This window comes from Pseudomonas putida, from assembly GCF_005080685.1.
Taxonomy (GTDB): domain Bacteria; phylum Pseudomonadota; class Gammaproteobacteria; order Pseudomonadales; family Pseudomonadaceae; genus Aquipseudomonas; species Aquipseudomonas putida_V.
Window position 1 is genome coordinate 2,104,053 of the sequence record NZ_CP039371.1, and the last position, 26,189, is coordinate 2,130,241.

At 63.0% G+C, this 26,189-nt stretch carries 20 protein-coding genes and 1 pseudogene; 13 read left to right on the forward strand and 8 right to left on the reverse strand.

The genetic code is table 11. The features are described 5' to 3' along the window. The first annotated feature begins 2 nt into the window (after positions 1-2). From E6B08_RS09760 to E6B08_RS09770, 3 genes are all read left to right on the forward strand, one after another. The gene (locus tag E6B08_RS09760) at positions 3-608 is read left to right on the forward strand and encodes an arylesterase (RefSeq protein ID WP_136913813.1); all 606 of its coding nucleotides are present in this window, start codon (positions 3-5) and stop codon (positions 606-608) included. A gap of 58 nt (positions 609-666) precedes the next feature. Further along, positions 667-948, forward strand: a complete 282-nt coding sequence (locus tag E6B08_RS09765; RefSeq protein ID WP_136913814.1) for a hypothetical protein — start codon at positions 667-669, stop codon at positions 946-948. Positions 949-1,065: 117 nt separating this feature from the next. Continuing rightward, the gene (locus E6B08_RS09770) at positions 1,066-2,043 is read left to right on the forward strand and encodes a L,D-transpeptidase family protein (protein WP_136913815.1); all 978 of its coding nucleotides are present in this window, start codon (positions 1,066-1,068) and stop codon (positions 2,041-2,043) included. A gap of 125 nt (positions 2,044-2,168) precedes the next feature. On the opposite strand, the gene oprI is transcribed toward E6B08_RS09770, so the two are convergent. Further along, on the reverse strand, positions 2,169-2,420 hold the full coding sequence (gene oprI, locus E6B08_RS09775; RefSeq protein WP_003259780.1) for an outer membrane lipoprotei OprI: 252 nt from the start codon (positions 2,418-2,420) through the stop codon (positions 2,169-2,171). 507 nt (positions 2,421-2,927) lie between these two features. Here oprI and E6B08_RS09780 point away from each other — a divergent pair. Beyond that, complete coding sequence (locus E6B08_RS09780) at positions 2,928-3,209, forward strand: GNAT family N-acetyltransferase (RefSeq protein ID WP_136913816.1); 282 nt, start codon at positions 2,928-2,930, stop codon at positions 3,207-3,209. 84 nt (positions 3,210-3,293) lie between these two features. Here the strand turns inward: E6B08_RS09780 and E6B08_RS09785 are convergent, their stop codons facing one another. After that, positions 3,294-4,370, reverse strand: coding sequence for a 3-deoxy-7-phosphoheptulonate synthase (locus tag E6B08_RS09785; RefSeq protein WP_136913817.1), 1,077 nt, complete (start codon positions 4,368-4,370; stop codon positions 3,294-3,296). Between the two features lie 437 nt (positions 4,371-4,807). Here E6B08_RS09785 and E6B08_RS09790 point away from each other — a divergent pair. The 3 genes and pseudogenes from E6B08_RS09790 to cysB all read left to right on the forward strand — a co-directional run bounded on the left by E6B08_RS09790 (position 4,808) and on the right by cysB (position 8,460). Beyond that, positions 4,808-5,987 (forward strand): annotated as a pseudogene (locus E6B08_RS09790) (integrase core domain-containing protein). Between the two features lie 866 nt (positions 5,988-6,853). Then, complete coding sequence (locus E6B08_RS09795; RefSeq protein WP_136913818.1) at positions 6,854-7,351, forward strand: universal stress protein; 498 nt, start codon at positions 6,854-6,856, stop codon at positions 7,349-7,351. 134 nt (positions 7,352-7,485) lie between these two features. Next, the gene (cysB, locus tag E6B08_RS09800; RefSeq protein ID WP_136913819.1) at positions 7,486-8,460 is read left to right on the forward strand and encodes an HTH-type transcriptional regulator CysB; all 975 of its coding nucleotides are present in this window, start codon (positions 7,486-7,488) and stop codon (positions 8,458-8,460) included. A gap of 141 nt (positions 8,461-8,601) precedes the next feature. Here the strand turns inward: cysB and E6B08_RS09805 are convergent, their stop codons facing one another. The 5 genes from E6B08_RS09805 to E6B08_RS09825 form a co-directional block, all read right to left on the reverse strand. Further along, on the reverse strand, positions 8,602-9,336 hold the full coding sequence (locus E6B08_RS09805; RefSeq protein ID WP_136913820.1) for a phosphoadenylyl-sulfate reductase: 735 nt from the start codon (positions 9,334-9,336) through the stop codon (positions 8,602-8,604). A gap of 254 nt (positions 9,337-9,590) precedes the next feature. Next, complete coding sequence (gene pabB / locus E6B08_RS09810) at positions 9,591-10,934, reverse strand: aminodeoxychorismate synthase component I (protein ID WP_136913821.1); 1,344 nt, start codon at positions 10,932-10,934, stop codon at positions 9,591-9,593. Between the two features lie 200 nt (positions 10,935-11,134). After that, positions 11,135-12,115: an alpha-L-glutamate ligase-like protein gene (locus E6B08_RS09815; RefSeq protein ID WP_136913822.1), complete on the reverse strand. Its 981-nt coding sequence runs from the start codon at positions 12,113-12,115 to the stop codon at positions 11,135-11,137. Further along, positions 12,115-13,650 (reverse strand): inactive transglutaminase family protein, encoded by a 1,536-nt coding sequence (locus E6B08_RS09820; protein WP_136913823.1) that lies wholly within the window; start codon positions 13,648-13,650, stop codon positions 12,115-12,117. The genes E6B08_RS09815 and E6B08_RS09820 overlap by 1 nt, the downstream gene beginning before the upstream one ends. A gap of 5 nt (positions 13,651-13,655) precedes the next feature. After that, entirely contained in the window at positions 13,656-14,192 is a 537-nt protein-coding gene (locus E6B08_RS09825; RefSeq protein WP_136913824.1) for an ATP-dependent zinc protease, read from the reverse strand. 294 nt (positions 14,193-14,486) lie between these two features. Here E6B08_RS09825 and E6B08_RS09830 point away from each other — a divergent pair, with 294 nt between their 5' ends. The 6 genes from E6B08_RS09830 to prpD all read left to right on the forward strand — a co-directional run bounded on the left by E6B08_RS09830 (position 14,487) and on the right by prpD (position 23,043). Next, on the forward strand, positions 14,487-15,203 hold the full coding sequence (locus tag E6B08_RS09830) for a GntR family transcriptional regulator (protein WP_136913825.1): 717 nt from the start codon (positions 14,487-14,489) through the stop codon (positions 15,201-15,203). Continuing rightward, complete coding sequence (gene prpB / locus E6B08_RS09835) at positions 15,200-16,090, forward strand: methylisocitrate lyase (protein ID WP_136913826.1); 891 nt, start codon at positions 15,200-15,202, stop codon at positions 16,088-16,090. The genes E6B08_RS09830 and prpB overlap by 4 nt, the downstream gene beginning before the upstream one ends. A gap of 84 nt (positions 16,091-16,174) precedes the next feature. Next, a complete protein-coding gene (prpC, locus tag E6B08_RS09840) occupies positions 16,175-17,302 on the forward strand; it encodes a 2-methylcitrate synthase (RefSeq protein ID WP_136913827.1) in 1,128 nt (375 codons plus the stop codon). A gap of 166 nt (positions 17,303-17,468) precedes the next feature. After that, positions 17,469-20,057, forward strand: a complete 2,589-nt coding sequence (acnD, locus tag E6B08_RS09845) for a Fe/S-dependent 2-methylisocitrate dehydratase AcnD (RefSeq protein ID WP_136913828.1) — start codon at positions 17,469-17,471, stop codon at positions 20,055-20,057. A gap of 163 nt (positions 20,058-20,220) precedes the next feature. After that, a complete protein-coding gene (gene prpF / locus E6B08_RS09850; RefSeq protein WP_136913829.1) occupies positions 20,221-21,411 on the forward strand; it encodes a 2-methylaconitate cis-trans isomerase PrpF in 1,191 nt (396 codons plus the stop codon). Positions 21,412-21,558: 147 nt separating this feature from the next. Continuing rightward, a complete protein-coding gene (prpD, locus tag E6B08_RS09855) occupies positions 21,559-23,043 on the forward strand; it encodes a 2-methylcitrate dehydratase (protein ID WP_136913830.1) in 1,485 nt (494 codons plus the stop codon). Between the two features lie 156 nt (positions 23,044-23,199). On the opposite strand, the gene acnB is transcribed toward prpD, so the two are convergent. Next, a complete protein-coding gene (gene acnB / locus E6B08_RS09860; protein WP_136917366.1) occupies positions 23,200-25,809 on the reverse strand; it encodes a bifunctional aconitate hydratase 2/2-methylisocitrate dehydratase in 2,610 nt (869 codons plus the stop codon). Positions 25,810-26,189: the final 380 nt, after the last annotated feature.

The window sequence follows — 26,189 nt, forward strand, 5'->3', positions numbered from 1 at the left end:
CGATGCGAGTGTGGTGGTTGAGTGCCGGTCTGGCCCTGTATTGCCTGGCCCAGAGCGCGGCGGCGGGAACGTTGCTGGTTGTCGGCGATAGTATCAGCGCCGGTTTTGGCCTGGATACCCGCCAGGGGTGGGTGTCTTTGTTGCAGACACGGCTCAAGGACGAAGGTTTCGACGATCGTGTGGTCAATGCCTCGATCAGTGGCGACACCAGTGCCGGTGGCCGCACGCGGCTGGCGGCGCTGCTTGCGGCACACAAACCCAGCGTGGTGGTACTGGAGTTGGGTGGCAACGATGGCCTGCGCGGGCAGTCGCCGGCGCAATTGCAACAAAATCTTGCCTCGATGATCGACAGTTCGCGCCAGGCCGGTGCCAAGGTACTGCTGCTGGGCATGCGCCTGCCGCCGAACTACGGCGTGCGCTACACCACGGCCTTCGCCGAGGTCTATGAGCAACTGGCGGCGGAAAAACAGGTGTCGCTGGTGCCGTTTTTCCTTGAGGGTGTGGGTGGCGACCCGGGGATGATGCAGGCCGATGGCATCCATCCGGCGCAGGGGGCGCAGCAGCGCTTGCTGGAAAATGCCTGGCCGGCGATAAAACCCTTGCTCTGACGCTTTAAACGGGGGCGGCTTTCGGCTAATGTTGCGCCCCCCGTTTCGAGAGCCCCCAATGCCGCGCCCTGCCTGGTCCTTGTATGCCTATCAACTGATCGAGCCCGATGAGCAGCTCGACCTGTTCGCCTGCCAGGAAATCCGCGTCCATCTGGTGGCGCGTCAGCTCGAACTGGGCGTGCCGGCCGACCGCACGTTGTGTGGCGGGCTGCTGCCGGCGCAACCGCGCTGGTCGGGGGTGGCACGCTCGATCTACCGGGATGGCCGCCTGTGTCCGCTGTGCCGGGCGATCCTCGAGGCCCAGCGGTGCGGCATGCGCCCGGTGTGGCCGCAGCTCTAGAGCGTTCCGAGGCACCTTTCATCAACTGAAACGCTTGCACGCCGCCAATGCCTCCCGCTTGTATCGGGGCGGGTGTACAATCGACTGTCTTGACTCATCTTTCGAAGGATTTACCGGATGTTGCCGCGCTTTCCTGCCGTCACCCGATGCCTGTCCCTGGCCGCTCTGCTGGTAGCGGGCCCTGCTGCTGCGCTGGAGCTGCCCTTGCCGCCGCCCGGTGAAGACGTGGTTGGCCAGGTGCAGGTCATCAAGGCCAAGTACGAGGACACCTTCGCCGACATCGGCACGGCCAACGACCTCGGTTACCTGGAAATGATCGCCGCCAACCCGGGTGTCGACCCGTGGCTGCCGGGCGCCGGTACCGAGATCATCCTGCCGACCCGCTACATCCTGCCGCCGGGGCCGCGCGAGGGTATCGTCATCAACCTCGCCGAGTACCGCCTGTACTACTACCCCAAAGGGGAGAGCAAGGTTTATACCTTCCCCCTGGGCATCGGTCGTGAAGGCTGGGGGTCGCCGATCGCCCTGACCAAGATCACCGCCAAGACGCCAAACCCGACCTGGACGCCGCCGGCCTCCATTCGTGCCGAGCATGCGGCAGATGGTGACATCCTGCCTGCGGTGGTGCCGGCCGGGCCTGACAACCCGCTGGGGCCGTTCAAGTTCACCTTGGGTGTGCCGGGTTACCTGATCCACGGTTCGAACAAGAAGTTCGGCATCGGCATGCGCACCAGTCATGGTTGCTTCCGTATGCTCAACAACAACGTGCTGGCGTTGTCCCAGATGGTCCCGGTGGGCACTTCGGTGCGTATCATCAACGAGCCGTACAAGTTCGGTGTGAGTGGTGGCAAGGTCTACCTCGAAGCCCATACTCCGCTCGATGATCACGGCAATCCGTCGGTGGTCGACAAGCATACGGCAGTGATCAATGCGCTGCTCAAGCGTGAAGATCTCGCCAATAACCTACGCATGAACTGGGACATGGTTCGCAATGTGGTTGCCGCTGAAGATGGCATGCCCGTGGAGATCGCCGTGCCCGCCAATAACCAGGGCAGCGAGCCGATGGTGTCGAGCATTCCGGCCGAACTGCAGTAAAGGTTAAACGCGGTACCTGGGGCCTGCCTTGCGCAGGCCTCTTCGTTTGTGTCACACCGGTTTAACACGGCAATAAAAAAGCCGACCCACAAGTGGGTCGGCTTCTTAACAATCCGTGAGGATTATTACTTGCGGCTGGCTTTGTCCAGCATACGCAGAGCGCGCTCGTTGGCTTCGTCAGCGGTCTGCTGAGCCTTCTGAGCGGCTGCCAGTGCGTCGTCAGCCTTACGGTAGGCTTCGTCAGCACGAGCTTGAGCGCGAGCTGCTGCGTCTTCAGTCGCAGTCAGACGAGCTTCGGTTTCTTTGGATACGCTGCTGCAACCGGTAGCCAGAACTGCGGCCAGAGCCAGAGCAGAGAATTTCAGAACGTTGTTCATCGTGTTCCCCTTCAAGGACTTTCTATTAAAGAGCCATCTCTCGGAAAAGAGAAACTGGCCGGCGTACATAGTACCCATTACTTGTAGTAAGTAAACTGACCGAGCGCAAGAACTGCAAAAAAAATTGTCACTGGAAGGGTTGCCGACAAGATTTGCGTGCGACTTTGTGAAAAACCTGTGCAGGCTTCGCAAGCGACTGTAGTACGGGAACTTTTTTGTTGAACTAACGGTGACTTTAACTGTCGATCAGCGTCTTAAGCCCAAGAACATCCGGCTGCTGTTGCGAGTGCGGTCCAACGGGGGCGTCGTACCCAATTCTGTCACTTTTTAACCGCTGCCACCTTGAGCAATCGTGCCGACGGTGCCTACTATTTGGGGGCCCGCCCGCAGAACGATTGGCATCGACCCACGGTCGAAGGGGCAAGAGGTGGCGTAGAGGTTCCTCCGCCGGACAAACCACCATCGGTTAAGGCCAGGGTCTGCCGCAAAGACCTGCGAGGAGTAGTGATGAGTGAAGCGCTGACCATCCACCATGACCAGGCCGGTCATCAGTTCGAGACCAACGTGGACGGTCATCGTGCCTACCTGACGTACATGGACCTGGGCAAGCAGACGCTGGACATCTATCGCACCTTCGTCCCCAATGCGCTGCGTGGGCGTGGCATTGCTGCGGCACTGACCGAGAAGGCCCTGGAGTACGCCGAACAGATGGGTTACACGGTGATCCCTTCCTGCTCGTACGTGGAGCGCTACATGGAGCGCCAGCAGCGGCACTCGAGCAAAGTCTGATTCCTGCCAGCCAGAATGCAGCGGGGCCGCTTCCCGCCCCGATCGCCTGCAGGCGATCGAGGCGGGAAGCGGCCCCGCTCGTTATCAGCCGCGCTTGCGCTGCGGCAGCACATCCTTGAGCTTCTCGCGCATGCTGCGCAGGGTGTTCTCGGTCGCCGACCAGTCGATGCAGGCGTCGGTGATCGACACGCCGTACTGCAACTCGTCGAGATTCTTTGGAATGGCCTGGCAGCCCCAGTTCAGGTGGCTCTCGACCATCAGACCGATGATCGACTGGTTGCCTTCGACGATCTGGTTGGCGACGTTTTCCATCACCAGAGGCTGCAGGGCCGGGTCCTTGTTGGAGTTGGCGTGGCTGCAGTCGACCATGATGTTGGCCTTGATCTTGGCCTTTGCCAGGTCCTGTTCGCACAGGGCGACGCTGACCGAGTCGTAGTTCGGCTTGCCGTTGCCGCCACGCAGCACCACGTGGCCGTACGGGTTGCCCTTGGTGGTGACGATCGAGACGCCGCCTTCCTGATTGATGCCCAGGAAGCGGTGCGGCTTGGATACCGACTGCAAGGCGTTGATGGCGACGGTCAGGCCGCCGTCGGTGCCATTCTTGAAGCCCACGGCTGAGGACAGGCCCGACGCCATTTCGCGGTGGGTCTGCGACTCGGTGGTACGCGCGCCGATCGCCGACCAGCTGATCAGGTCCTGCAGGTACTGCGGCGAAATCGGATCGAGTGCCTCGGTGGCGGTCGGCAGGCCCATTTCAGCCAGGTCCAGCAGCAGTTTGCGGCCGATGTGCAGGCCGTCCTGGATTTTGAAGGAGTCGTCCAGGTACGGGTCGTTGATCAGGCCTTTCCAGCCCACGGTGGTGCGCGGTTTTTCGAAGTACACGCGCATCACCAGGTACAGGGTGTCGGAAACTTCTTCGGCGAGTGCCTTGAGGCGCTCGGCGTACTCGTGAGCCGCCTTGATGTCGTGGATGGAGCAGGGGCCGACCACCACGAACAGGCGATGGTCCTTGCCATCGAGGATATTGCGCACCACTTCACGGCCAGCCGTTACGGTCTGCAGGGCCTTGGCGCTCAGGGGAAGTTCGTGCTTGAGCTGATCGGGGGTGATCAAGGTCTCGTTGGAGGCAACGTTAAGGTCGTCGATCGGTAAATCAGCCATCGTGTTACTCGTCAGGTCACGGGTGCCGGCCGCCAGCAATCCCCGTGCGGCCCAGCAGCAAGAATGTTCGCAGCGGGGAGCGGAACCTTAGCGCGTTACAGGGGTGGCGACAATGGGTTGGGCCTGCTCCACGTAGGGATTTTCCCTGGCCTTGGGTATTTGTGTGCAGGTTGCGCGTTGCTGGTGCGCGGAAAAGAAGTTTTTCACGGATTGTGAGGGGTTGGGCTTGGCTTGGCTTGGCATTTAGATCGTGAGCGGATCCATTGTGTGTAGCGGCGCTACTGGCCCCTTCCGCCTTTACGGCGGGTCCCTTTTTTCTTGGAAAAAGGGACGCAAAACCGCTCGCTGGTATGACTCACCCACATGGGTTACAAATCAGTTCACGCACATAGGTAACAGTTTTTAACTGGCAGGGTCGGTTTTTCGAGGATCTGACCATGCCTTGGCGAGAGCTGAAACCTATGGACATGAAAACGCTTTTCATCGCGGATTACCTGCAGGGTCCGCCTAGCTTCAGCGCCCTCTGCGAGGCCTACGAGATCAGTCGAAAGACCGGATACAAATGGGTCGAGCGGTACGAGAAAGAGGGCCCGGCGGGCCTGGAGGAGCGCAGTCGTCGCCGGCTGACACAAGACTGGGTTGTACCCGTCGCCGTTCGCGGAGGCCATCATCGAGCTGCGTGGTCAAGGCCAGACGGAGCCTGGACCCAAGAAGATCCAGGCAGCATTGCAGGCGCGTTTTCCCGACCAGGCGCCTCCCTCCAAGACCACGATCTACAACATCCTCAAGAAGGCCGAGCTGATCAAACCGCGACGCCTGCGTCAGCGTGTAGCGGTCTATCCCAAGCCATTGGAGAAAGCGGAGTCGCCCAATCAGCTATTCACTGCGGACTACAAAGGCCAGTTTCTGACAGGAGCAGGGGTCTGGTGCTATCCGTTGACGATCATGGATCACGCCAGTCGCTTCTTGCTTGCGTGCCACAGCATGGCCAACACGAACTTCCTGGAGACACAGGCTGTGTTCGCTGAGGTCTTTCGCGAAAACGGGCTACCTGAACGTATCCGAACCGATAACGGCGTGCCGTTTGCGAGTAAAGGACGCGCAGGCCTCTCCCAGCTGTCCATTTGGTGGCTGCGCCTGGGCATCATTCCTGAACGTATTGCGCCTGGCAGGCCGGAGCAAAATGGTCGGCACGAGCGTATGCACCGGACACTCAAAAGTACGCTTCCATCCCCGCCTGCAGTGGCTTGGAAGGCTCAACAGCGGCACTTCGACCGCTTTCGGCAACACTACAATTACGAGCGATTGCACGAAGCGCTGAAGCAGAAAACGCCGGCGTCCTGTTATCAGCCTTCGCCACGCCCGTTTCCGGAGCAACTACCCGAAATGACTTACCCCAGTCATATCGAGAGCCTGCAAGCTGATTGTAGTGGCATCGTCAACCGCCGGGGTTTGAGGATCTATGTAGGTTATGTGCTCAAGCACCAGACCATTGGGCTGGAGCGGGTCGGGGATGGGGTGTGGGATGTTATTTTCGGCCCAATCATTCTCGGCAGGGTCGATGAGCGAGAAGCCGATGATGGTTATGTAAGACTTCAGGTGTTGTCACCTATGTGAACGAACTTTTGTGTAACCCATGAGGGTGACCCGTACATGCTCCTGCATCCGGCCCTCCGCTGCGCTACGGGTCCCCTCGCTACGGCGCCTTCCGGGCCCGCGCGGCCTACGACTTGCTTCGCAAGTCTACATCTCGCGCCTTCGGCTACGCCGAAGGGTGCTGCGCACCTGGCCCTACAGGCGCCTACGCTCGGCCTCCTGACGTCGCGAAGTTAGGGGCGGCGCCTGCAATGGCGTTATCTTCGAAAGAGACACCGCGCTATCCGCTACAACACAAAGCGATAGGTAAACCGCGAGAGCGCAGCGATTCGCCTGCCGTTGCTCTGGCTTTTGATCTGCTCTTGATCTTGCTGTTGATCTTGATCTACCCGCGACCTCAGGAGGCCGAGCGTAGGCGGCTGGAGGGCCAGGTGCGCAGCACCCTCCGGCAGAGCCGGAGGCGCGAGATGTAGACTTGCGCAGCAAGTCGTAGGCCGCGCGGGCCCGCAAGCCGCCGTAGCGAGGGAACCCCGAAGCGCAGCGTAGGGGCCGTATGTGGGAGCAGGCGGTTTTGCGCTCCTTTGTCCAAGAACAAAGGAGCCCGCTGTAAAGGCGGAAGGGGCCGGTAGCGCCGCTACACCCCTCGGATCAACCATCCAATCCCAAAGCCAAGACCCAATCCCAAGACCCATAGCCGAGCCCCACTAACCCGTGAAGAACCAAAAAAGAAGCATGAAACAGCGCGCTAGACCCCCTGTCCAGCCTCCCAGAGCCGCCTCGCCTGACCCTCGCCAGCCCGCGTCGCCAGCGGCTGGACGGCAAGGCGGGTGCGCGGCGCGCTGCTAAGCTGAAGCTTGCTCTGTCGTCGCGACAGCCGAGGAGGTCGAATGATTCGTTCCATGTTGTACGCCACCGACCTCGGGGTGTACGCACCCTTCGTCATGCAGCATGCCCTGGCCCTGGCGCGCACTTTCGGCGCCGAGCTCTACGTGATCCACGCCGTGGAGCCGATGGGGCAGTTCGCCGAATCGTTGCTGCAGAGCTATCTCGACGAGCAGACGCTGGATGAGCTGCACAGCGAAGGCGTCAATACCGTCATGGCCAACATCGAGCAGCGTGTGCTCGAGAATTTTCGCGAAGAGCTGGGCGAGGAGGCTGACCTGGCATTGATCAAGGCCGTGCGCGTGCGTCAGGGCGATCCGGCCCAGGTCATCCTCGAGCAGGCGCAGCGCCTGGCGGTCGACCTGATGATCTTTGGCAGCCACAGCGCGGGGGCGGGCGCTGACGTGCCGATTGGGCGCACGGCGGTGCGCTTGCTGCAGCTGTCACCCGTACCGGTTTACATGGTGCCGTTGGCTCAGCATCTCGGGCGCAGGAAAGCGTGAAGCCTGGTGTGGGAAAAGTCCGGCACAGGTAACAAAATAGTTCTAGATTTATTGCGATAACCACTAATATAGTTATATCTCATCGCAGCCTGCAGTGTGCCGCCGGTGACTTACTGCTGATCCGAGGGAAACCTATGAAGCTTCAACAACTGCGCTACATCTGGGAAGTGGCGCACCATGACCTCAACGTCTCCGCGACGGCGCAGAGTCTGTATACCTCCCAGCCAGGGATCAGCAAGCAGATCCGCCTGCTGGAGGACGAACTGGGGGTTGAAGTCTTTGCCCGGAGCGGCAAGCACCTGACGCGGGTGACGCCTGCGGGTGAGCGGATCATCAACACCGCGGGCGAAATCCTGCGCAAGGTCGAGAGCATCAAGCAGATTGCCCAGGAATTCTCCAACGAGAAAAAGGGCACCCTGTCCATCGCCACCACCCACACCCAGGCGCGCTATGCGCTGCCGCCGGTCATCAGCAACTTCATCAAGCAATATCCGGAAGTGTCGCTGCACATGCACCAGGGCTCGCCCATGCAGATTGCCGAAATGGCCGCCGACGGCACAGTCGATTTCGCCATCGCCACCGAGGCGCTGGAGCTGTTCGGCGACTTGATCATGATGCCGTGCTACAAGTGGAACCGCTGCGTGGTGGTGCCGCAGGGCCACCCACTGACCAAGCTGCCGAAACTCACCTTGGAGGCAGTCGCCGAATACCCGATCGTCACCTATGTGTTCGGCTTCACCGGTCGTTCCAAGCTGGACGAGGCGTTCAACCACCGTGGCCTGACGCCGAAGGTGGTGTTCACCGCAGCCGATGCCGACGTAATCAAGACTTACGTGCGCCTGGGGTTGGGCGTGGGTATCGTGGCCAAGATGGCGGTGGATGCCAAGCTCGATCCCGATCTGGTGTGCCTGGACGCCAGCGAACTGTTCGAGGCCAGCATCACCAAGATCGGCTTCCGTCGCGGCACGTTCCTGCGTGGTTTCATGTGCGATTTCATCGAGAAATTCGCCCCGCACCTGACGCGTGAAGTGATGGCCAAGGCCATCCAGTGCCATAACAAGCAGGAGCTCGAAGAGCTGTTCGAAGGCGTCGAACTACCGGTGCACTGATTCAGAATTGCCGGGGCCGCTTGGCGGCCCTTTCGCGACACAAGGCCGCTCCCACAAGTACAGCGCTGCAAATGAATGCTGCATGGTACCTGTGGGAGCGGCCTTGTGTCGCGAAAGGGCTGCGAAGCGGCCCCAGCTATTTCAAGCCTTACTGATCAAGTTGCCGGCGTGCAGCCCGCATTCCTTCTGCGTCGACTCTTCCCACCACCAGCGGCCCTCGCGCTCGTGCTGGTTCGGCAGCACTGGGCGGGTGCATGGCTCGCAGCCGATGCTGATGAAGCCGCGCTCGTGCAGGCTGTTGTAGGGCAGTTCGAGCATGCGGATATAACCCCAGACTTCCTCGCTGGTCATCTGCGCCAAGGGATTGAACTTGTACAGGGTGCGCTCGGGCGTGGAGAAGGCGCTGTCGATCTCCAGTGCCGCTACCTGGCTGCGGGTGCCAGGACTCTGGTCGCGACGCTGGCCGGTGGCCCAGGCGCTGACGGTGGCGAGCTTGCGTCGCAGTGGTTCGATCTTGCGGATACCGCAGCACTCGCCGTGGCCGTCCTTGTAGAAGCTGAACAGGCCCTTGTCCTTGACGAACGGATCGAGCTTGGCGCGGTCGGGGCTGAGGATCTCGATCGGCAGGTTGTACTGCTCGCGGACCTTGTCGATGAAACGATAGGTCTCCGGGTGCAGGCGGCCGGTGTCGAGGCTGAAGACCTTGACCTGCTTGTTGAGTTTCCAGGCCATGTCGATCAGCACCACGTCCTCGGCGCCGCTGAAGGAGATCCACAGGTCGTCGCCGAAGTGTTCGAAGGCGAGCTTGAGGATGTCCTGCGGGGACTTGTTGGCATAGGTCACGGCGAGGGCGGCGACGTCGAAGGGTTGGCTCATCAGGCGGTTTCCATCTTGGCTGTGGCGCTGTGCGCTCGTAATGGAGTGATGGTAACAAAAAATGGCGAGGTAGACCGCGTCGTCTGCTTCGCGGGCAAGCCCGCTCCTACAGGATTTTCACCGCTGTCAGGGCCGGCGCCGTACCTGTAGGAGCGGGTTTACCCGCGAACACCGGCGAAGCCGGTACCATGCACCGCGGTGTCTGCTTCGCGGGCAAGCCTGCTCCAGGTGCGGCGCGAAGCAGACGGCACTGTTTAGAGCTTCTGCAACGTCTCCATCAACACCCGCACCTTGGCGATCGACTCTTCATACTCGGCTTCCCAGTTCGAGTCGGCCACCACTGCACCGCCGCCCCAGCAACTGACCTGGCCGTCCTTGACCAGCAGGCTGCGGATGGCAATCGAGCTGTCCATCTCGCCGCGCACGTCCACATACAGCAGTGAACCGCAGTACAGGGCCCGGCGGCTCGGCTCGAGTTCGTCGATGATCTGCATGGCACGGATCTTCGGGGCGCCGGTGATCGAGCCGCCAGGAAAGCTGTCGCCGATCAGGTCCAGGGCGTCGCGGCCTTCGGCCAAATGCCCGGTGATGCTGCTGACCAGGTGATGGACGTTGGGGTAGCTCTCCAGGCTGAACAGCTCCGGCACCTTCACCGAGCCGATCTCGCAGGTGCGCCCCAGGTCGTTGCGCAGCAGGTCGACGATCATCAGGTTTTCCGAGCGATCCTTGGGGCTGTGGCGCAGCTCCTCGGCGTTGCGCGCATCTTCGACCGGGTCGCTGGAGCGCGGGCGGGTTCCCTTGATCGGGCGGGTTTCCACCTGGCGCTGGCTGACGCGAATGAAGCGTTCTGGCGAGAAGCTCAGCAAGGCGCTGCCATCGGCCAGTTGCTGGTAGCCGGAGAAGGGCGTCGGGCAGGCCTTGCGCAGGGCTTGGTAGGCCCGCCAGGGGTCGCCCTGGCAGGGTGCGCGAAAGCGCTGCGTGAGGTTGATCTGATAGCAGTCGCCAGCCTGGATGTAGCGTTGTACCTGATCGAAAGCGGCACGGTATTGCGCGGGCTGCAGGTCGCCGCGCATGGCGTCGAGCAGGCGAAAATCGCCGGTGGTGGTGGCCTCGTCGGCGTCGAACAGGGCAATCAGGCGCTGGCGCTCGTGGTTTGCCAAGCTGGGGTGGAACACCAGTTGGCTGGTGGCGTGCTGGTGGTCGCTGATCAGCGCCCAGGCGTACAGGCCCAGTTGCGCCTCCGCCAGGCCAAGGTCGTCGATGGCAAGGCTCGGCAACTGCTCCAGGCGCCGGCCGAAGTCGTAGCTGAGGTAGCCGATCAGGCCGCCGGCAAAGGGCAGCTCGCAGCCTTCGGGCAGTTGCGCCTCGCCCAGTTGCGCCAGGGCCGCGCGCAGGCGCTCGAGGAACTCACGGCCGCCTTCGCCGGGTTGGGCCTGCAGATGCTCCAGCGGCCAGGCACTGAGCAGGTCGAAGCGCCCTCGCTCGGCGCCGGGACGAGCGCTGTCGAGCAGGATCGCGCCGGGCGCCTGGCGCAGTCGGGCGAAGAAGGCGGCGGGGTCGGGTTGGTAGGGCAGGGGGTGAAGCGTGGAGGTCGGCATCAGTGTGGACGGCGATGTAAAAGCGAGGAGGGCGATTGTAGACCTGTGAGGGGGATGCGCCTAGCGTCATGGGGCCGCTTCGCGGCCCAATCGCGACACAAGGCCGCTCCCACAGGTATCGAATGGGCCGGTCGATTCGGTTCCTGTGGGGGCGGCGGTTCGGCGCCCCCGACTTGTCCTGCGAATGGGGCGGTGCAGGTTTAGCGCGGTTGCACGTGCCCGAACAGCCCTTGGGCGACCCGCACGCGCTGGTCGGCATCCTCGGTCACGCCTTCCTTGGCCAAGGCCTCCAGGTGGGCCTCGATGGCGTGGGTGCGCTGGGTCAGGCCACAGTCGTTGGCGATCTGGATGTTCAGGCCGGGGCGGGCGTTGAGCTCGAGGATCAGCGGGCCCTTGTCCTGGTCCAGCACCATGTCCACGCCGATGTAGCCCAGCCCGCACAGCTCGTAGCAACTGGCAGCCAGCTTCATGAAACCGTCCCAGTTCGGCAGTTGCACGCCGTCCACCGCGTTGGTGGTGTCCGGGTGCTTGCTGATGATGCGGTTGAGCCAGGTGCCGCGCAGGGTGACGCCGGTGGCCAGGTCGACACCCACGCCGATGGCGCCCTGGTGCAGGTTGGCCTTGCCGCCGGACTGGCGGGTCGGCAGGCGCAGCATGGCCATGACCGGGTAGCCCATCAGCACGATGATGCGGATGTCCGGCACGCCTTCGTAGCTGATGCTCTTGAAGATCTGGTCCGGGGTCACCCGGTACTCGATCAGTGCCCGGTCACGATGCCCGCCCAGCGAATAGAGGCCGGTGAGGATGCTGGAGATCTGGTGCTCGATCTCCTCGTGGCTGATGATCTTGCCCGAGACCGTGCGGTAGTTGTCCTCGAAGCGGTCGGCGATGACCATGATGCCGTCACCGCCAGCGCCCTGCGCAGGCTTGATGACGAAATCGTTGCGCCCGCCGATGATCTCGTCGAGCTTCTCGATCTGCTTTTCAGTCTCGATGATGCCGTACATCTCCGGCACGTGGATGCCGGCCGCGAGCGCACGCTCCTTGGTGATGATCTTGTCGTCGACGATCGGGTACAGGTTGCGCTTGTTGTACTTCAGGACATAGTCCGCGTTGCGCCGGTTGATACCCATGATGCCCCGGGCCTCCAGGGCTTTCCACGTCTTGATCAGGCCAAACATCAGACGTCAGCCTTTTTCACGAATGCCTTGAAGCGAACGAGCTCGGTCAGGCGGTAGCCGCGGTAGCGACCCATCGCCAGCATGAAGCCCACCAGGATCAGCAATACCGCTGGGAAGGTGAAGACGAAGTAGACCAGCTCCGGCACCATCATCAGCAGGTGCGCCAGGGAGGCGGCGAACAGGGTGCCGATGGCCACTTTCATGGCGTGGCCACCACCGCGCTCTTCCCAGGTGATCGACAGGCGCTCGATGGTCATGGTCAGGATCACCATCGGGAACAGGGCCACCGACAGGCCGCGCTCCAGGCCCAGCTTGTGGCTGAACAGGCTGATGGCGGCGATCAGCACCACGACGAAGGTCAGTACCACCGACAGGCGCGGCAGCATCTGCAGCTTCAGGTGTTCGAGGTAGGAACGCAGCGACAGGCCCAGGGCGGTGATGACCGTGAACAGCACGATACCGAAGCCCAGCTGGGTCTCGCGGAAGGCCAGGGCGATCAGTACCGGGGTGAAGGTGCCCAGGGTCTGGATGCCGATCAGGTTGCGCAGCACCAGGATAACCAGCACGCCGATCGGGATCATCACCATGATCATGAAGGTCTGCTGGGTCTGCAGCGGCAGGCCGTACAGCGAGTACTCGAGGAAGTCGGCGTCGGTGTTCTCGTCGGTCAGCTTGGCCAGGCGGATGGCGTTCATCTCGCTGTTGTTCATGCTGAAGGTGACGTTGGCCTTCTTGCCGCCATCGACGGTGATCAGGTTGTCGTCACCGGTCCACCACAGCAGGCGGTCGCTGGGCAGGCCTTGTTCGCCGGTGTCCGGGTTGAAGTACAGCCAGTCGTTGCCGTTGAAGCTGCGCAGCCACAGCTCAGGGGTTTGCGGGGTGTCGGCCACCAGGCGGATGGTGTGGACCTTTTCCATCGGCACGTGGGCGATCGACAGCAGCAGGTCGATGACCTGGGCCTTCTTCATCGAGGACGTGTCGCCGGCCAGCAGCAGCTTGACGTTGTCGTCGTTGAGGTTGTTGACCCGCTTGATGGTTTCGCTGACGAAGGTCTCGACGTCGGCCGAATGCTGGCGAATCGGCGCCATCAGGGCCTCGGCGGCGATCTTCTCGGGGCCTTCGACAGCCAGGCTGTCACGGAAGGTCGCGCCCTTGACCGTGGTTTTTTCATTGCTGTAGCGCTTGGTCAGCACCAGGCGGTAGTAGAGGGTCTGGTTGCCGCTGGCGCGGCGCGCCGACCAGGTCACCTTGCGGTTGCCGTCGGCACGGTTGACGCTCACCCCGTAGTTGTTGGAGATGAAGCTCTCGTTGAGGCTCACGTAGTCACGGTTCAGCGGCGGTACGAACATCTGCACCTTGACCGGGTCCTTGGAACTGGCGACGAACTCGACCTTGGCGTCGATGTTCCACAGGTCGTCGGTTTCGTCTTCGGTCACGGGTATGCCGAGGACGAAGATCTGGTAAGCCGTGACCGCCACGCCCAGTAGCACCAGGACGGTGATGAGGACTTTCAGATGGAGGGTAAGAGAGCGCATCGGGGTTACTCTGCTTTGGGAGCGTCGGTGGCACAGGCAGGTTTGCCGGCCGCGTATTTAAGGCTTGGGTCGACCAGCGCGTCGAAGTGCTTGAGCGCCTCGGAGCCGATCAGCAGCGGGAACTGGAACGCGCTGCGGTCGGTGAGGTTGACTTCGATGGTGCGCATGGCCTGGCCCATGCAGATTTCGAGTTCGATGACCGGGCGGGCGGTATAGGCCTTGCCCGACTCTGCATCATAGTCGCCGGCGCGGCGCTTGATCTTGCTGACGCGGGCCAGGGGGCGTTCGATCGGGTGCGAATGGGCAGCATCGATGGCCAGGTAGAAGCGTACCCAGCTTTCTCCATCGCGCTTGAAGCGCTTGATGTCGCGGGCGCTGAGCGAGGCGGTCTTGGCCCCGGTGTCGAGCTTGGCGGCCACTTCGAGGTCGAGGCCGCCGAGGCGGGCGTATTCGTTGAGACCGTATACGGTCTTCCCTGCCGCCTGGCCAAGGGCCGGCAGCAGGGACAGGCATAACAGCAATAAAACGGGTGTAAGTCTCATAGTCCTGGCGCGGTGCTGTGCAAAGTTCGGGGCAAGGCGACTGGCAAGTACTGCGCAAGCTTCCTCGTTTATCTGTCGACAACCTGCGGTTGCTGACGGACACACTGTCCATACTCCGTGGGAGGCGCGGCATTCTATCACGCCGACGCCTTGGCGCCAGCGCGTCGCGATCTGACAGCAGCAAGGCGGGTTAAGTTCGCTCTTAGACGATTGTCGACAATATTGATTTTGTCTTTGACTATGCGCCCTTGATTCGCTAGTTTTCGCCTTATGGATTACCAAGGTGTTGACAATATGCTCGACCTTTCCACCTCCAATGTGGCGCAAACAGACGAAACGGAAACCTTGTCCGAGCATGTCTTTCGTTGCATCCAGGCGGCTATCGTCAGGGGCGAGATAGCCCCGGGCAGCAAGATCTCCGAGCCGGAGCTGGCGCGCACCTATGGCATCAGCCGCGGCCCGCTACGCGAGGCCATCCACCGTCTGGAAGGCCAGCGCCTGCTGGTGCGGGTGCCGCATGTAGGGGCGCGGGTGGTGTCGCTGAACCCAGCCGAGCTGATCGAACTGTACGAGATTCGCGAGTCGCTCGAGGGCATGGCCTGCCGCCTGGCCGCCGAGCGCATGAGCCAGGCCGAAATCGACGAACTGCGCCGGGTGCTCGATACCCATGAGCGCGACGCGGCGTTTCAGGCCGGGGTCGGCTACTACCAGCAGGAAGGCGACTACGACTTCCACTATCGCATCATCCAGGGCAGCGGCAACCAGACGCTGGTCAAGATGCTCTGCGGCGAGCTGTACCAGCTGGTGCGGATGTACCGCATCCAGTTCTCCGCCACGCCCAATCGGCCTCGCCAGGCGTTTTCCGAGCACCACCGCATTCTCGATGCCATTGCCGAGCGTGACGGCGAACTGGCCGAACTCCTGATGCGCCGCCACATCGGCGCCTCCAAACGCAACATCCAGCGTCACTACCTGGACGCCAACAACAACAGCCCCCGAGGTGATTCATGACTGTGAAGAGCACGCCCGGCCAGCGTTTTCGCGATGCCGTAGCCGCCGAGCATCCGCTGCAAGTGGTCGGTACCATCAATGCCAACCACGCCCTGCTGGCCAAACGCGCCGGGTTCAAGGCCATCTACCTGTCCGGTGGCGGCGTCGCCGCAGGTTCCCTGGGTCTGCCGGACCTGGGTATCACCGGCCTGGACGACGTCCTCACCGACGTGCGCCGCATCACCGACGTGTGCGACCTGCCACTGCTGGTAGATGTCGACACCGGCTTTGGTGCCTCGGCCTTCAACGTCGCCCGTACGGTCAAGTCGATGATCAAGTTCGGCGCTGCGGCCATCCACATCGAGGACCAGGTCGGTGCCAAGCGTTGCGGCCATCGGCCGAACAAGGAAATCGTCACCCAGCAGGAGATGGTCGACCGCATCAAGGCCGCGGTGGATGCCCGCAGCGACGACAGCTTCGTGATCATGGCGCGCACCGACGCGCTGGCCGTCGAGGGCCTGAACGCCGCCCTGGACCGCGCCGCGGCGTGCATCGAGGCGGGTGCCGACATGATCTTCCCGGAAGCCATCACCGAGCTTTCGATGTACAAGACCTTCGCCGAGCGCGTGCGTGCGCCGATCCTGGCCAACATCACCGAGTTCGGTGCCACGCCGCTGTACACCACCGAGGAGCTGGCCTCGGCCGATGTGTCGCTGGCCCTGTACCCGTTGTCGGCCTTCCGTGCCATGAACAAGGCCGCCGAGAACGTCTACACCGCGCTGCGCCGCGACGGCACGCAGAAGAACGTGATCGACACCATGCAGACCCGCATGGAGCTCTACGATGCCATCGGCTACCACGCTTTCGAGCAGAGCCTGGATGCGTTGTTCGCGCAGAAGAAGGTCTGAGCCTGAACCGGCGATAGGGCCGGCACGAACACTCCCGAATTAGCCAGAAGAAATCCATAACAAGTTCAAGAAAGGAGAAACACCATGGCCGAAGCAAAAGTACTCAGTGGCGCTGGCCTGCGTGGCCAGGTGGCCGGGCAGACCGCACTGTCCACGGTCGGCCAGGCCGGCGCCGGCCTGACCTACCGGGGCTACGACGTCCGAGACCTGGCGGCCGGCGCCGAATTCGAAGAGGTGGCCTACCTGCTGCTGTACGGCGAACTGCCGAGCAAGGCCGAGCTGGCCGACTACAAGCACAAGCTCAAGGGCCTGCGTGATCTGCCGCAGGCACTGAAGGAAGTCCTGGAGCGCATCCCACGCGACGCCCACCCGATGGATGTGATGCGTACCGGTTGCTCGGTGCTGGGCACCCTGGAGCCCGAGCTGACCTTCGAGCAGCAACGCGACAAGACCGACCGCCTGCTGGCACTGTTCCCGGCGGTGATGTGCTACTGGTACCGCTTCACCCACCACGGCGTGCGTATCGACTGCACCAGCGACGAAGACACCCTGGGCGGTCACTTCCTGCACCTGCTGCATGGCAAGAAGCCCTGCGAGTTGCACGTCAAGGTGATGAACGTGTCGCTGATCCTCTACGCCGAGCACGAATTCAACGCTTCTACCTTCACCGCCCGGGTCTGCGCCTCGACCCTGTCCGACCTGTATTCCTGCATCACCGCGGCCATCGGCTCGCTGCGTGGCCCGCTGCATGGCGGTGCCAACGAGGCGGCGATGGAACTGATCGAGCGCTTCCAGACCCCGCAGGAAGCCACTGCCGAACTGCTGCGCATGCTCGAGCGCAAAGACAAGATCATGGGCTTCGGCCATGCCATCTACAAAGAGTCCGACCCGCGTAACGAGGTGATCAAGGGTTGGTCGAAACAACTGGCCGAAGCAGTGGGCGACAGCGTCCTGTACCCGGTCTCCGAGGCCATCGACAAGACCATGTGGGAGCAGAAGCGCCTGTTCCCCAACGCCGACTTCTACCATGCCTCGGCGTACCACTTCATGGGCATCCCGACCAAGCTGTTCACCCCGATCTTCGTCTGCTCGCGCCTGACCGGCTGGGCGGCGCACGTCTACGAGCAGCGCGCCAACAACCGCATCATCCGTCCGAGCGCCGAGTACACCGGCGTCGAGCAGCGCCAGTTCGTGCCGATCGACAAGCGCTGACCTGGAGGACGCTGGGGCTGCGTTGCAGCCCTATCGCGACACAAGGCCGCTCCCACATGGCCGCAGCCGTACCCCTGTGGGAGCGGCCTTGTGCCGCGATAGGGGCGCATGGCGCCCCCAATGGCCCGAACTGCCACCGATTACCGTGACCGAGCCTGATAACTCTATGAACACCACATACCGTAAAGCCCTGCCAGGCACCGACCTGGACTTCTTCGATGCCCGTGCGGCAGTCGAGGCGATCAAGCCCGGCGCCTACGATGGCCTGCCGTACACCTCCCGGGTGCTCGCCGAAAACCTGGTGCGCCGCTGCGACCCGGCAACCCTCGACGCCTCCCTCGGCCAGCTCATCGAGCGCAAGCGCGATCTCGATTTCCCGTGGTTCCCGGCGCGTGTGGTGTGCCATGACATCCTCGGCCAGACCGCGCTGGTCGACCTCGCCGGCCTGCGTGACGCCATCGCCGACAAGGGGGGCGATCCGGCCCAGGTCAACCCGGTGGTACCGGTGCAACTGATCGTCGATCACTCGTTGGCCGTGGAATGCGGCGGCTTCGACCCGCAGGCGTTCGACAAGAACCGCGCCATCGAGGACCGTCGCAACGAAGACCGCTTCCATTTCATCAACTGGACCAAGAAGGCCTTCAAGAACGTCGACGTGATCCAGCCCGGCAACGGCATCATGCACCAGATCAACCTGGAGAAGATGTCGCCGGTGATCCACAACGACCGCGGTGTGGCCTACCCGGACACCTGTGTCGGCACCGACAGCCACACCCCGCATGTCGACGCCCTGGGCGTGATCGCCATCGGCGTGGGCGGCCTGGAAGCCGAGAACGTGATGCTCGGCCGCGCCTCGTGGATGCGCCTGCCGGAAATCGTCGGCGTCGAACTGAGTGGCAAGCTGGCAGCGAACATCACCGCCACCGACCTGGTGCTGGCCCTGACCGAGTTCCTGCGCAAGCAGAAAGTGGTCGGCGCCTATCTCGAATTCTACGGTGAAGGCGCCCGCGCGCTGACCTTGGGCGACCGCGCCACCATCTCCAACATGGCACCGGAATACGGCGCCACCGCCGCGATGTTCGCCATCGACCAGCAGACCATCGACTACCTCAAGCTTACCGGCCGCGAAGAGCAACAGGTACAGCTGGTAGAAACCTACGCCAAGGCCACCGGCCTGTGGGCCGACAGCCTGGCCAACGCTGAATACGAGCGGGTGTTGCACTTCGATCTGTCCAGCGTGGTGCGCAACATGGCCGGCCCGTCCAACCCGCATGCCCGCGTGGCGACCAGCGACCTGGCGGCCAAAGGCATTGCCGGCGCCTGGGAAGAAGTGCCGGGGCAGATGCCCGACGGCGCGGTGATCATTGCCGCCATCACCAGTTGCACCAACACCAGCAACCCACGCAACGTGATCGCCGCCGGTCTGCTGGCCCGCAACGCCAACAAGCTCGGCCTGGCTCGCAAGCCCTGGGTCAAGTCGTCCTTGGCGCCCGGCTCCAAGGCCGTGCAGCTCTACCTGGAAGAGGCAGGGCTGGAGAAGGAGCTGGAGCAACTGGGCTTCGGCATCGTCGCCTTCGCCTGCACCACCTGCAATGGCATGTCCGGTGCGCTCGATCCGGTGATCCAGCAGGAAATCATCGACCGCGACTTGTACGCGACTGCGGTGCTGTCGGGGAACCGCAACTTCGACGGGCGCATCCACCCGTATGCCAAGCAGGCGTTCCTGGCTTCGCCACCGCTGGTGGTGGCCTACGCGATTGCCGGCACCATCCGCTTCGATATCGAGAAGGATGTGCTGGGCGTGGTCGATGGCAAAGAGATCCGCCTCAAGGATATCTGGCCGAGCGACGCCGAAATCGACGAAGTGGTACGCGCCGCGGTCAAGCCCGAGCAGTTCCGCAAGGTCTATATCCCAATGTTCGCCATCGAGGAGGATCGTGGGCCGAAGGTGGCGCCGCTGTACGAATGGCGCCCGATGAGCACCTACATCCGTCGTCCACCCTATTGGGAGGGCGCCCTTGCCGGGGAGCGTACCCTGCGTGGCATGCGTCCGCTGGCGGTGCTGCCGGACAACATCACCACCGACCACCTGTCGCCCTCCAACGCCATCATGCTCGACAGCGCTGCCGGCGAATACCTGGCGAAGATGGGCCTGCCGGAAGAGGACTTCAACTCCTACGCCACTCACCGCGGCGACCACCTGACCGCGCAGCGCGCCACCTTTGCCAACCCCAAGCTGTTCAACGAAATGGTGCGCAATGAAGATGGCAGCGTGAAGCAGGGTTCGCTGGCGCGCATCGAGCCGGAAGGCAAGGTGACGCGCATGTGGGAGGCCATCGAGACGTACATGGAGCGCAAGCAGCCGTTGATCATCGTCGCCGGTGCCGACTACGGCCAGGGTTCGTCGCGTGACTGGGCGGCCAAGGGGGTGCGCCTGGCGGGGGTGGAAGCCATCGTCGCCGAGGGCTTCGAACGTATTCACCGCACCAATCTGGTGGGCATGGGCGTGTTGCCCCTGGAGTTCAAACCAGGCACCGACCGCAAGACCCTCGGCCTGGACGGCACCGAAACCTACGACGTCCTGGGTGAGCGCAAGCCGCGTGCGACCCTGGCCCTGGTGGTGACGCGCAGGAATGGCGAGCGCCTCGAGGTGCCTGTGACCTGCCGCCTGGATACTGCCGAGGAAGTGTCGATCTACGAGGCCGGTGGTGTGTTGCAGCGCTTTGCCCAGGATTTCCTCGAGGCCTCGGCCTGAGTGGCGGGGCTGCTTTGCAGCCCATTCGCGGGGCAAGCCCGCTCCCACAGGTACAGCGCTGCCCGCGAGTAAAGCACACAGCCTGTGGGAGCGGGCTTGTCCCGCGAATGGGGCGCGCAGCGGCCCCAGGGGTTTCGCATTCTTCAACAGGACACCCAAGACGATGGCATACGCACCACAAATCAAGATCCCCGCCACCTACATCCGCGGCGGCACCAGCAAGGGCGTGTTCTTCCGCCTACAGGACCTGCCCGAGCGCGCCCAGGTCCCCGGCCCGGCCCGCGACGCACTGTTGCTGCGGGTGATCGGTAGCCCCGACCCTTACGGCAAGCAGATCGACGGCATGGGGGGCGCTACCTCCAGCACCAGCAAGACCGTGATCCTGGCAAAAAGCACCCGGCCCGAGCACGACGTCGACTACCTGTTCGGCCAGGTCGCCATCGACAAGGCCTTCGTCGACTGGAGCGGCAATTGCGGCAACCTCTCCGCTGCGGTCGGCTCGTTTGCCATCAGTGGCGGCCTGGTCGACCCCGCTCGCGTCCCGCGCAATGGCATGGCTACCGTGCGCATCTGGCAGGCCAACATCGGCAAGACCATCATCGCCCACGTGCCGATCACTGACGGTGACGTGCAGGAAACCGGTGATTTCGAGCTTGACGGCGTGACCTTCCCGGCGGCCGAGGTGCAGCTTGAATTCCTCGACCCGGCTGCCGACGAAGACGGTGGCGGCGGGGCGATGTTCCCCACCGGCAACCTGGTGGACGACCTCGAACTGCCGGGTATCGGCACCTTCAAGGCTACGTTGATCAACGCCGGTATCCCGACCATCTTCGTCAATGCGGCGGACATCGGCTACACCGGCACCGAGTTGCAGGACGCGATCAATGGTGATGCCCAGGCCCTGCAGCGTTTCGAGATCATCCGTGCCCATGGTGCGGTGCGCATGGGCCTGATCGAGCACGTCGACCAGGCTGCCGGGCGTCAGCACACGCCCAAGGTCGCGTTCGTCGCGCCACCGAGCGCCTACACTGCCTCCAGTGGCAAGGCTGTCGAGGCCGATGACATCGACCTGGTGGTGCGCGCGTTGTCCATGGGCAAGCTGCACCACGCGATGATGGGCACTGCCGCGGTGGCCATCGGTACCGCTGCAGCCATTCCGGGGACGTTGGTGAACCTCGCCGCCGGCGGAGGAGCGCGCAGCGCGGTGCGCTTCGGGCATCCCTCCGGCACCTTGCGGGTCGGGGCCGAGGCTCGCCAGGTGAATGGCGAGTGGACGGTGACCAAGGCCATCATGAGCCGCAGTGCTCGGGTGTTGATGGAAGGCTGGGTGAGGGTGCCTGGCGATTGCTTCTGAGGCACCACTGGCGCTCGGCTCGAACTGATTGGGCCGCTTTGTGGCCCTTCGCCGGCAAGCCGGCTCCTACAGGAACCCCGCGATCCAAGTAGGAGCCGGCTTGCCGCCGATGGGCTGCAAAGCAGCCCCCATGCACAGGAGCTGGCCATGAGTGCCAATGTGGACCTGAACGATCGCCCGGACTACGACCGGCTGCTGCAAACGCTCGCCGACTACGCTCTGGATTATCGGGTCGATTCCCCCGAGGCCCTGGATACTGCACGCAACTGTCTGATGGACAGTCTCGGCTGCGCCCTGCTGGCCCTGCGCTTTCCCGAATGCACCAAGCACCTCGGCCCACTGGTGGAAGGCACCGTGGTGCCCAATGGTGCCCGCGTGCCCGGTACCGCCTACCGGCTCGACCCGGTCAAGGCTGCCTGGGACATTGGCTGCAGCGTACGCTGGCTGGATTACAACGACACCTGGTTGGCCGCCGAGTGGGGCCACCCTTCGGACAACCTCGGTGGCATCCTGGCCGTGGCCGATCATCTGTCACAAAAGCGCGTAGCCAGCGGCGAGGCGGCGCTGCTCATGCGTGAAGTGCTCGATTGCATGGTCATGGCCCACGAGATCCAGGGTGTGCTGGCGCTGGAAAATTCATTCAATCGAGTTGGCCTGGACCATGTGCTGTTGGTCAAGGTGGCGTCTACGGCGGTATGCGCCCGGTTGCTCGGTGCCAATCGCGAACAGATGCTGTCGGCATTGTCCCATGCCTTCGTCGACGGCCAGGCGCTGCGCACCTATCGCCATGCCCCCAATGCCGGCTCGCGAAAGTCCTGGGCCGCTGGCGATGCCTCCAGTCGCGGTGTGCGCCTGGCCGATATTGCCCTGCGCGGCGAGATGGGCGTGCCGAGTGTGCTGACGGCGCCACAGTGGGGCTTTCATGACGTGTCGTTCAGCCACACCAACAAACAACTGGCGCTCAAGCCCGTCGGTCAGCGTGAGCTGAGCCTGCCGCAGTCGCTGGGCAGCTACGTGATGGAAAACATCCTCTTCAAGATCAGCTTCCCGGCCGAGTTCCATGCCCAGACCGCCTGCGAGGCGGCTGTGATCCTGCACCCGCAGGTGCGCAACCGGCTGCATGAGGTCGACCGCATCGTCATCACTACCCAAGAGTCGGCAATCCGCATCATCTCCAAGGTCGGTCCGCTGGCCAACGCCGCCGACCGCGACCACTGCCTGCAGTACATGGTGGCGGTGCCGCTGATCTTCGGTCAGCTGGTGGCCGAGCACTATGAAGATGCCTTTCATGCGGCTCATCCAAGCATCGATCGCCTGCGCGAGAAGATGGAGGTGGTCGAGGCGCCGCGTTTCAGCCGGGAGTACCTCGAGCCAGACAAGCGCTCGATCGCCAATGCCGTACAGGTATTCTTCAAGGACGGCAGCAGTACCCAGCAGGTACTGGTGGAGTACCCGATCGGGCACCGTAGACGGCGGGGGGAGGGCATACCCTTGCTGGAGGCGAAGTTCAGGGAGAACCTGGCGACCCGGTTTGCCCGGCAGCGGTGTGAGCAGATCCTTGGGTTGTGCAAGGACCAGCAGCGGCTGGAAGGTACGGCGGTGCACAGGTTTGTGGATTTGTTCGTGATCTGAGGTCGTCTGTGCCGGCCCTTTCGCGGGTAAACCCGCTCCTACAGGGACGGTGATGTACCTGTAGGAGCGGGTTTACCCGCGAAAGGGCCGGCACAGACACACAAAAAAGCCCCGGCATCGCTGCCGGGGCTTTCTTTTACACACCTACAACTCAACTTACGCCTGAACTACCGGGATCTGGGCGTTGGCCGCCGCTTCACGGAACTCGGCGATCTGGTCGAAGCTCAGGTAGCGGTAGACGTCGGCAGCCATGCTGTCGATGTCCTTGGCGTACTGCATGTACTCTTCGACGGTCGGCAGCTTGCCGATGATCGAAGCGACAGCGGCCAGTTCGGCCGATGCCAGGTACACGTTGGTCGCGTCGCCCAGACGGTTCGGGAAGTTACGGGTCGAGGTGGAAACCACGGTCGAACCGGTCTGCACGCGTGCTTGGTTACCCATGCACAGCGAGCAGCCTGGCATTTCCATGCGCGCACCGGCCTTGCCGTAGATGCCGTAGTAGCCTTCTTCGGTCAGCTGGTGGGCATCCATCTTGGTTGGCGGGGCCAGCCACAGACGGGTCGGGATACCACCCTTGACCTTGTCCAGCAGCTTGCCGGCAGCGCGGAAGTGACCGATGTTGGTCATGCACGAACCGATGAACACTTCGTCGATCTTCTCGCCCTGTACCGAGGACAGCAGGCGGGCATCGTCCGGGTCGTTCGGCGCGCAGAGCACAGGCTCCTTGACGTCGGCGAGGTCGATTTCGATGATCTCGGCGTACTCGGCGTCAGCGTCGGCCGACAGCAGCTCAGGCTTGGCCAGCCAGGCTTCCATGGCCTGGGCGCGGCGCTCCAGGGTGCGGGCATCGCCGTAGCCTTCGCCGATCATCCAGCGCAGCAGGGTGATGTTGGACTGCAGGTACTCGGCGATGGCCTTCTCTGGCAGCTTGATGGTGCAACCGGCAGCGGAGCGCTCGGCCGAGGCGTCGGACAGCTCGAAGGCTTGCTCGACGGTCAGGTCGTTGAGGCCTTCGATTTCCAGGATGCGGCCGGAGAAGGCGTTCTTCTTGCCTTTCTTCTCGACGGTCAGCAGGCCTTTCTGGATGGCGTAGTAAGGGATGGCGTGGACCAGGTCACGCAGGGTGATACCAGGTTGCAGCTTGCCCTTGAAGCGAACCAGGATCGACTCCGGCATGTCCAGCGGCATGACGCCGGTGGCAGCGGCGAAGGCGACCAGGCCGGAACCGGCCGGGAACGAGATGCCGATCGGGAAGCGGGTGTGCGAGTCGCCACCGGTACCGACGGTGTCAGGCATCAGCATGCGGTTCAGCCAGCTGTGGATGATGCCGTCGCCTGGGCGCAGCGACACGCCGCCACGGGTGCGGATGAAGTCTGGCAGGGTGTGGTGGGTGGTGACGTCGATCGGCTTCGGATAGGCCGCGGTGTGGCAGAACGACTGCATCACCAGGTCGGCGGAGAAGCCCAGGCACGCCAGGTCTTTCAGCTCGTCGCGGGTCATCGGGCCAGTGGTGTCCTGGGAACCGACGGTGGTCATCTTCGGCTCGCAGTAGGCACCTGGGCGCACGCCCTGGCCTTCCGGCAGACCGCAGGCACGGCCGACCATCTTCTGCGCCAGGGTGAAGCCCTTGCCGGAATCGGCAGGCTGCTCTGGCTTCTTGAACAGGTCGGAGGCACCCAGGCCCAGCTCGGCACGGGCTTTTTCGGTCAGGCCACGGCCGACGATCAGCGGGATACGGCCGCCAGCGCGGACTTCATCGAGCAGTACTTCGGTTTTCAGCTCGAAGTTGGTGACCAGTTCGTCGCTGCCGTGACGGCGGACTTCGCCTTTGTACGGGTAGACGTCGATGACGTCGCCCATGGCCAGGTTGGTGCAGTCGAACTCGATCGGCAGGGCGCCGGCGTCTTCCATGGTGTTGTAGAAGATCGGGGCGATCTTGGTGCCGAAGCAGAAACCACCGGCGCGCTTGTTCGGCACGTACGGGATGTCGTCGCCGAAGAACCACAGCACCGAGTTGGTGGCGGATTTACGCGAGGAACCGGTACCGACCACGTCACCGACGTAGGCGACTGGGAAGCCCTTGGCCTTGACCGCTTCGATCTGGGCCAGCGGGCCGACCGAACCTGGTTGCTGCGGCTCGATGCCGTCACGGGCCATTTTCAGCATGGCCAGGGCGTGCAGCGGGATGTCAGGGCGCGACCAGGCGTCCGGAGCAGGCGACAGGTCGTCGGTGTTGGTTTCGCCAGGCACCTTGAACACGGTCAGGGTGTACTTCTCGGCGATGGCCGGGCGGGCGGTGAACCACTCGCCGGCAGCCCAGGATTCCAGCACGGCCTTGGCGTGGGCATTGCCAGCCTTGGCTTTTTCGGCCACGTCGTGGAAGGCGTCGAACATCAGCAGGGTGTGCTTGAGCTGTTCGGCCGCGACGGCGCCCAGTTCGGCGTCGTCCAGCAGCGCGACCAGCGTCTCGATGTTGTAGCCGCCCTGCATGGTGCCCAGCAGTTCGGTGGCGTGCTTGCGATCGATCAGTGGCGAGGTGGCTTCGCCCTTGGCCACGGCGGAGAGGAAAGCGGCCTTGACGTAGGCGGCTTCGTCCACTCCTGGCGGAACGCGGTTGGTGATCAGGTCTACGAGGAAGGCTTCTTCGCCAGCTGGCGGGTTCTTCAGCAGCTCGACCAGGCCTGCAGTTTGTTCGGCGTTCAGCGGCTGGGGCACGATACCCAGGGCGGCACGCTCTTCGATGTGTTTGCGGTAGGCTTCAAGCACAGTTATTACCCTCATCAGTGGTCCCAAATAGGGTGTCCGGGACGCTCATCCAGCATTCAATGCACCCATGCGCGGGTCTACGGCTTCTTGGGCCGTCCAGCCAGGGTCGCAGAGAATCCTTACAGAAGCTGCTTTCAAAGTTTTACGCCTGCAGAACGGGAGCTGATGAGGGCTGGCGCGGGCATGCGAGGGGTGCATGGCCCGGGCCAACGCCGTTCTACCGGATGAACTGTGCTCGTGACGCTTTGAAAACAGCTTCCAACGGACATTGTTGCCTTGAAAAGGCGGGATGATTCTACGGCAAAAAACGGCCGAAGGTAAGGCGGCGATTGTGACTTTAACGGGTGACCCTGGTTAGACAAAGGGCTAACATGGGGCTG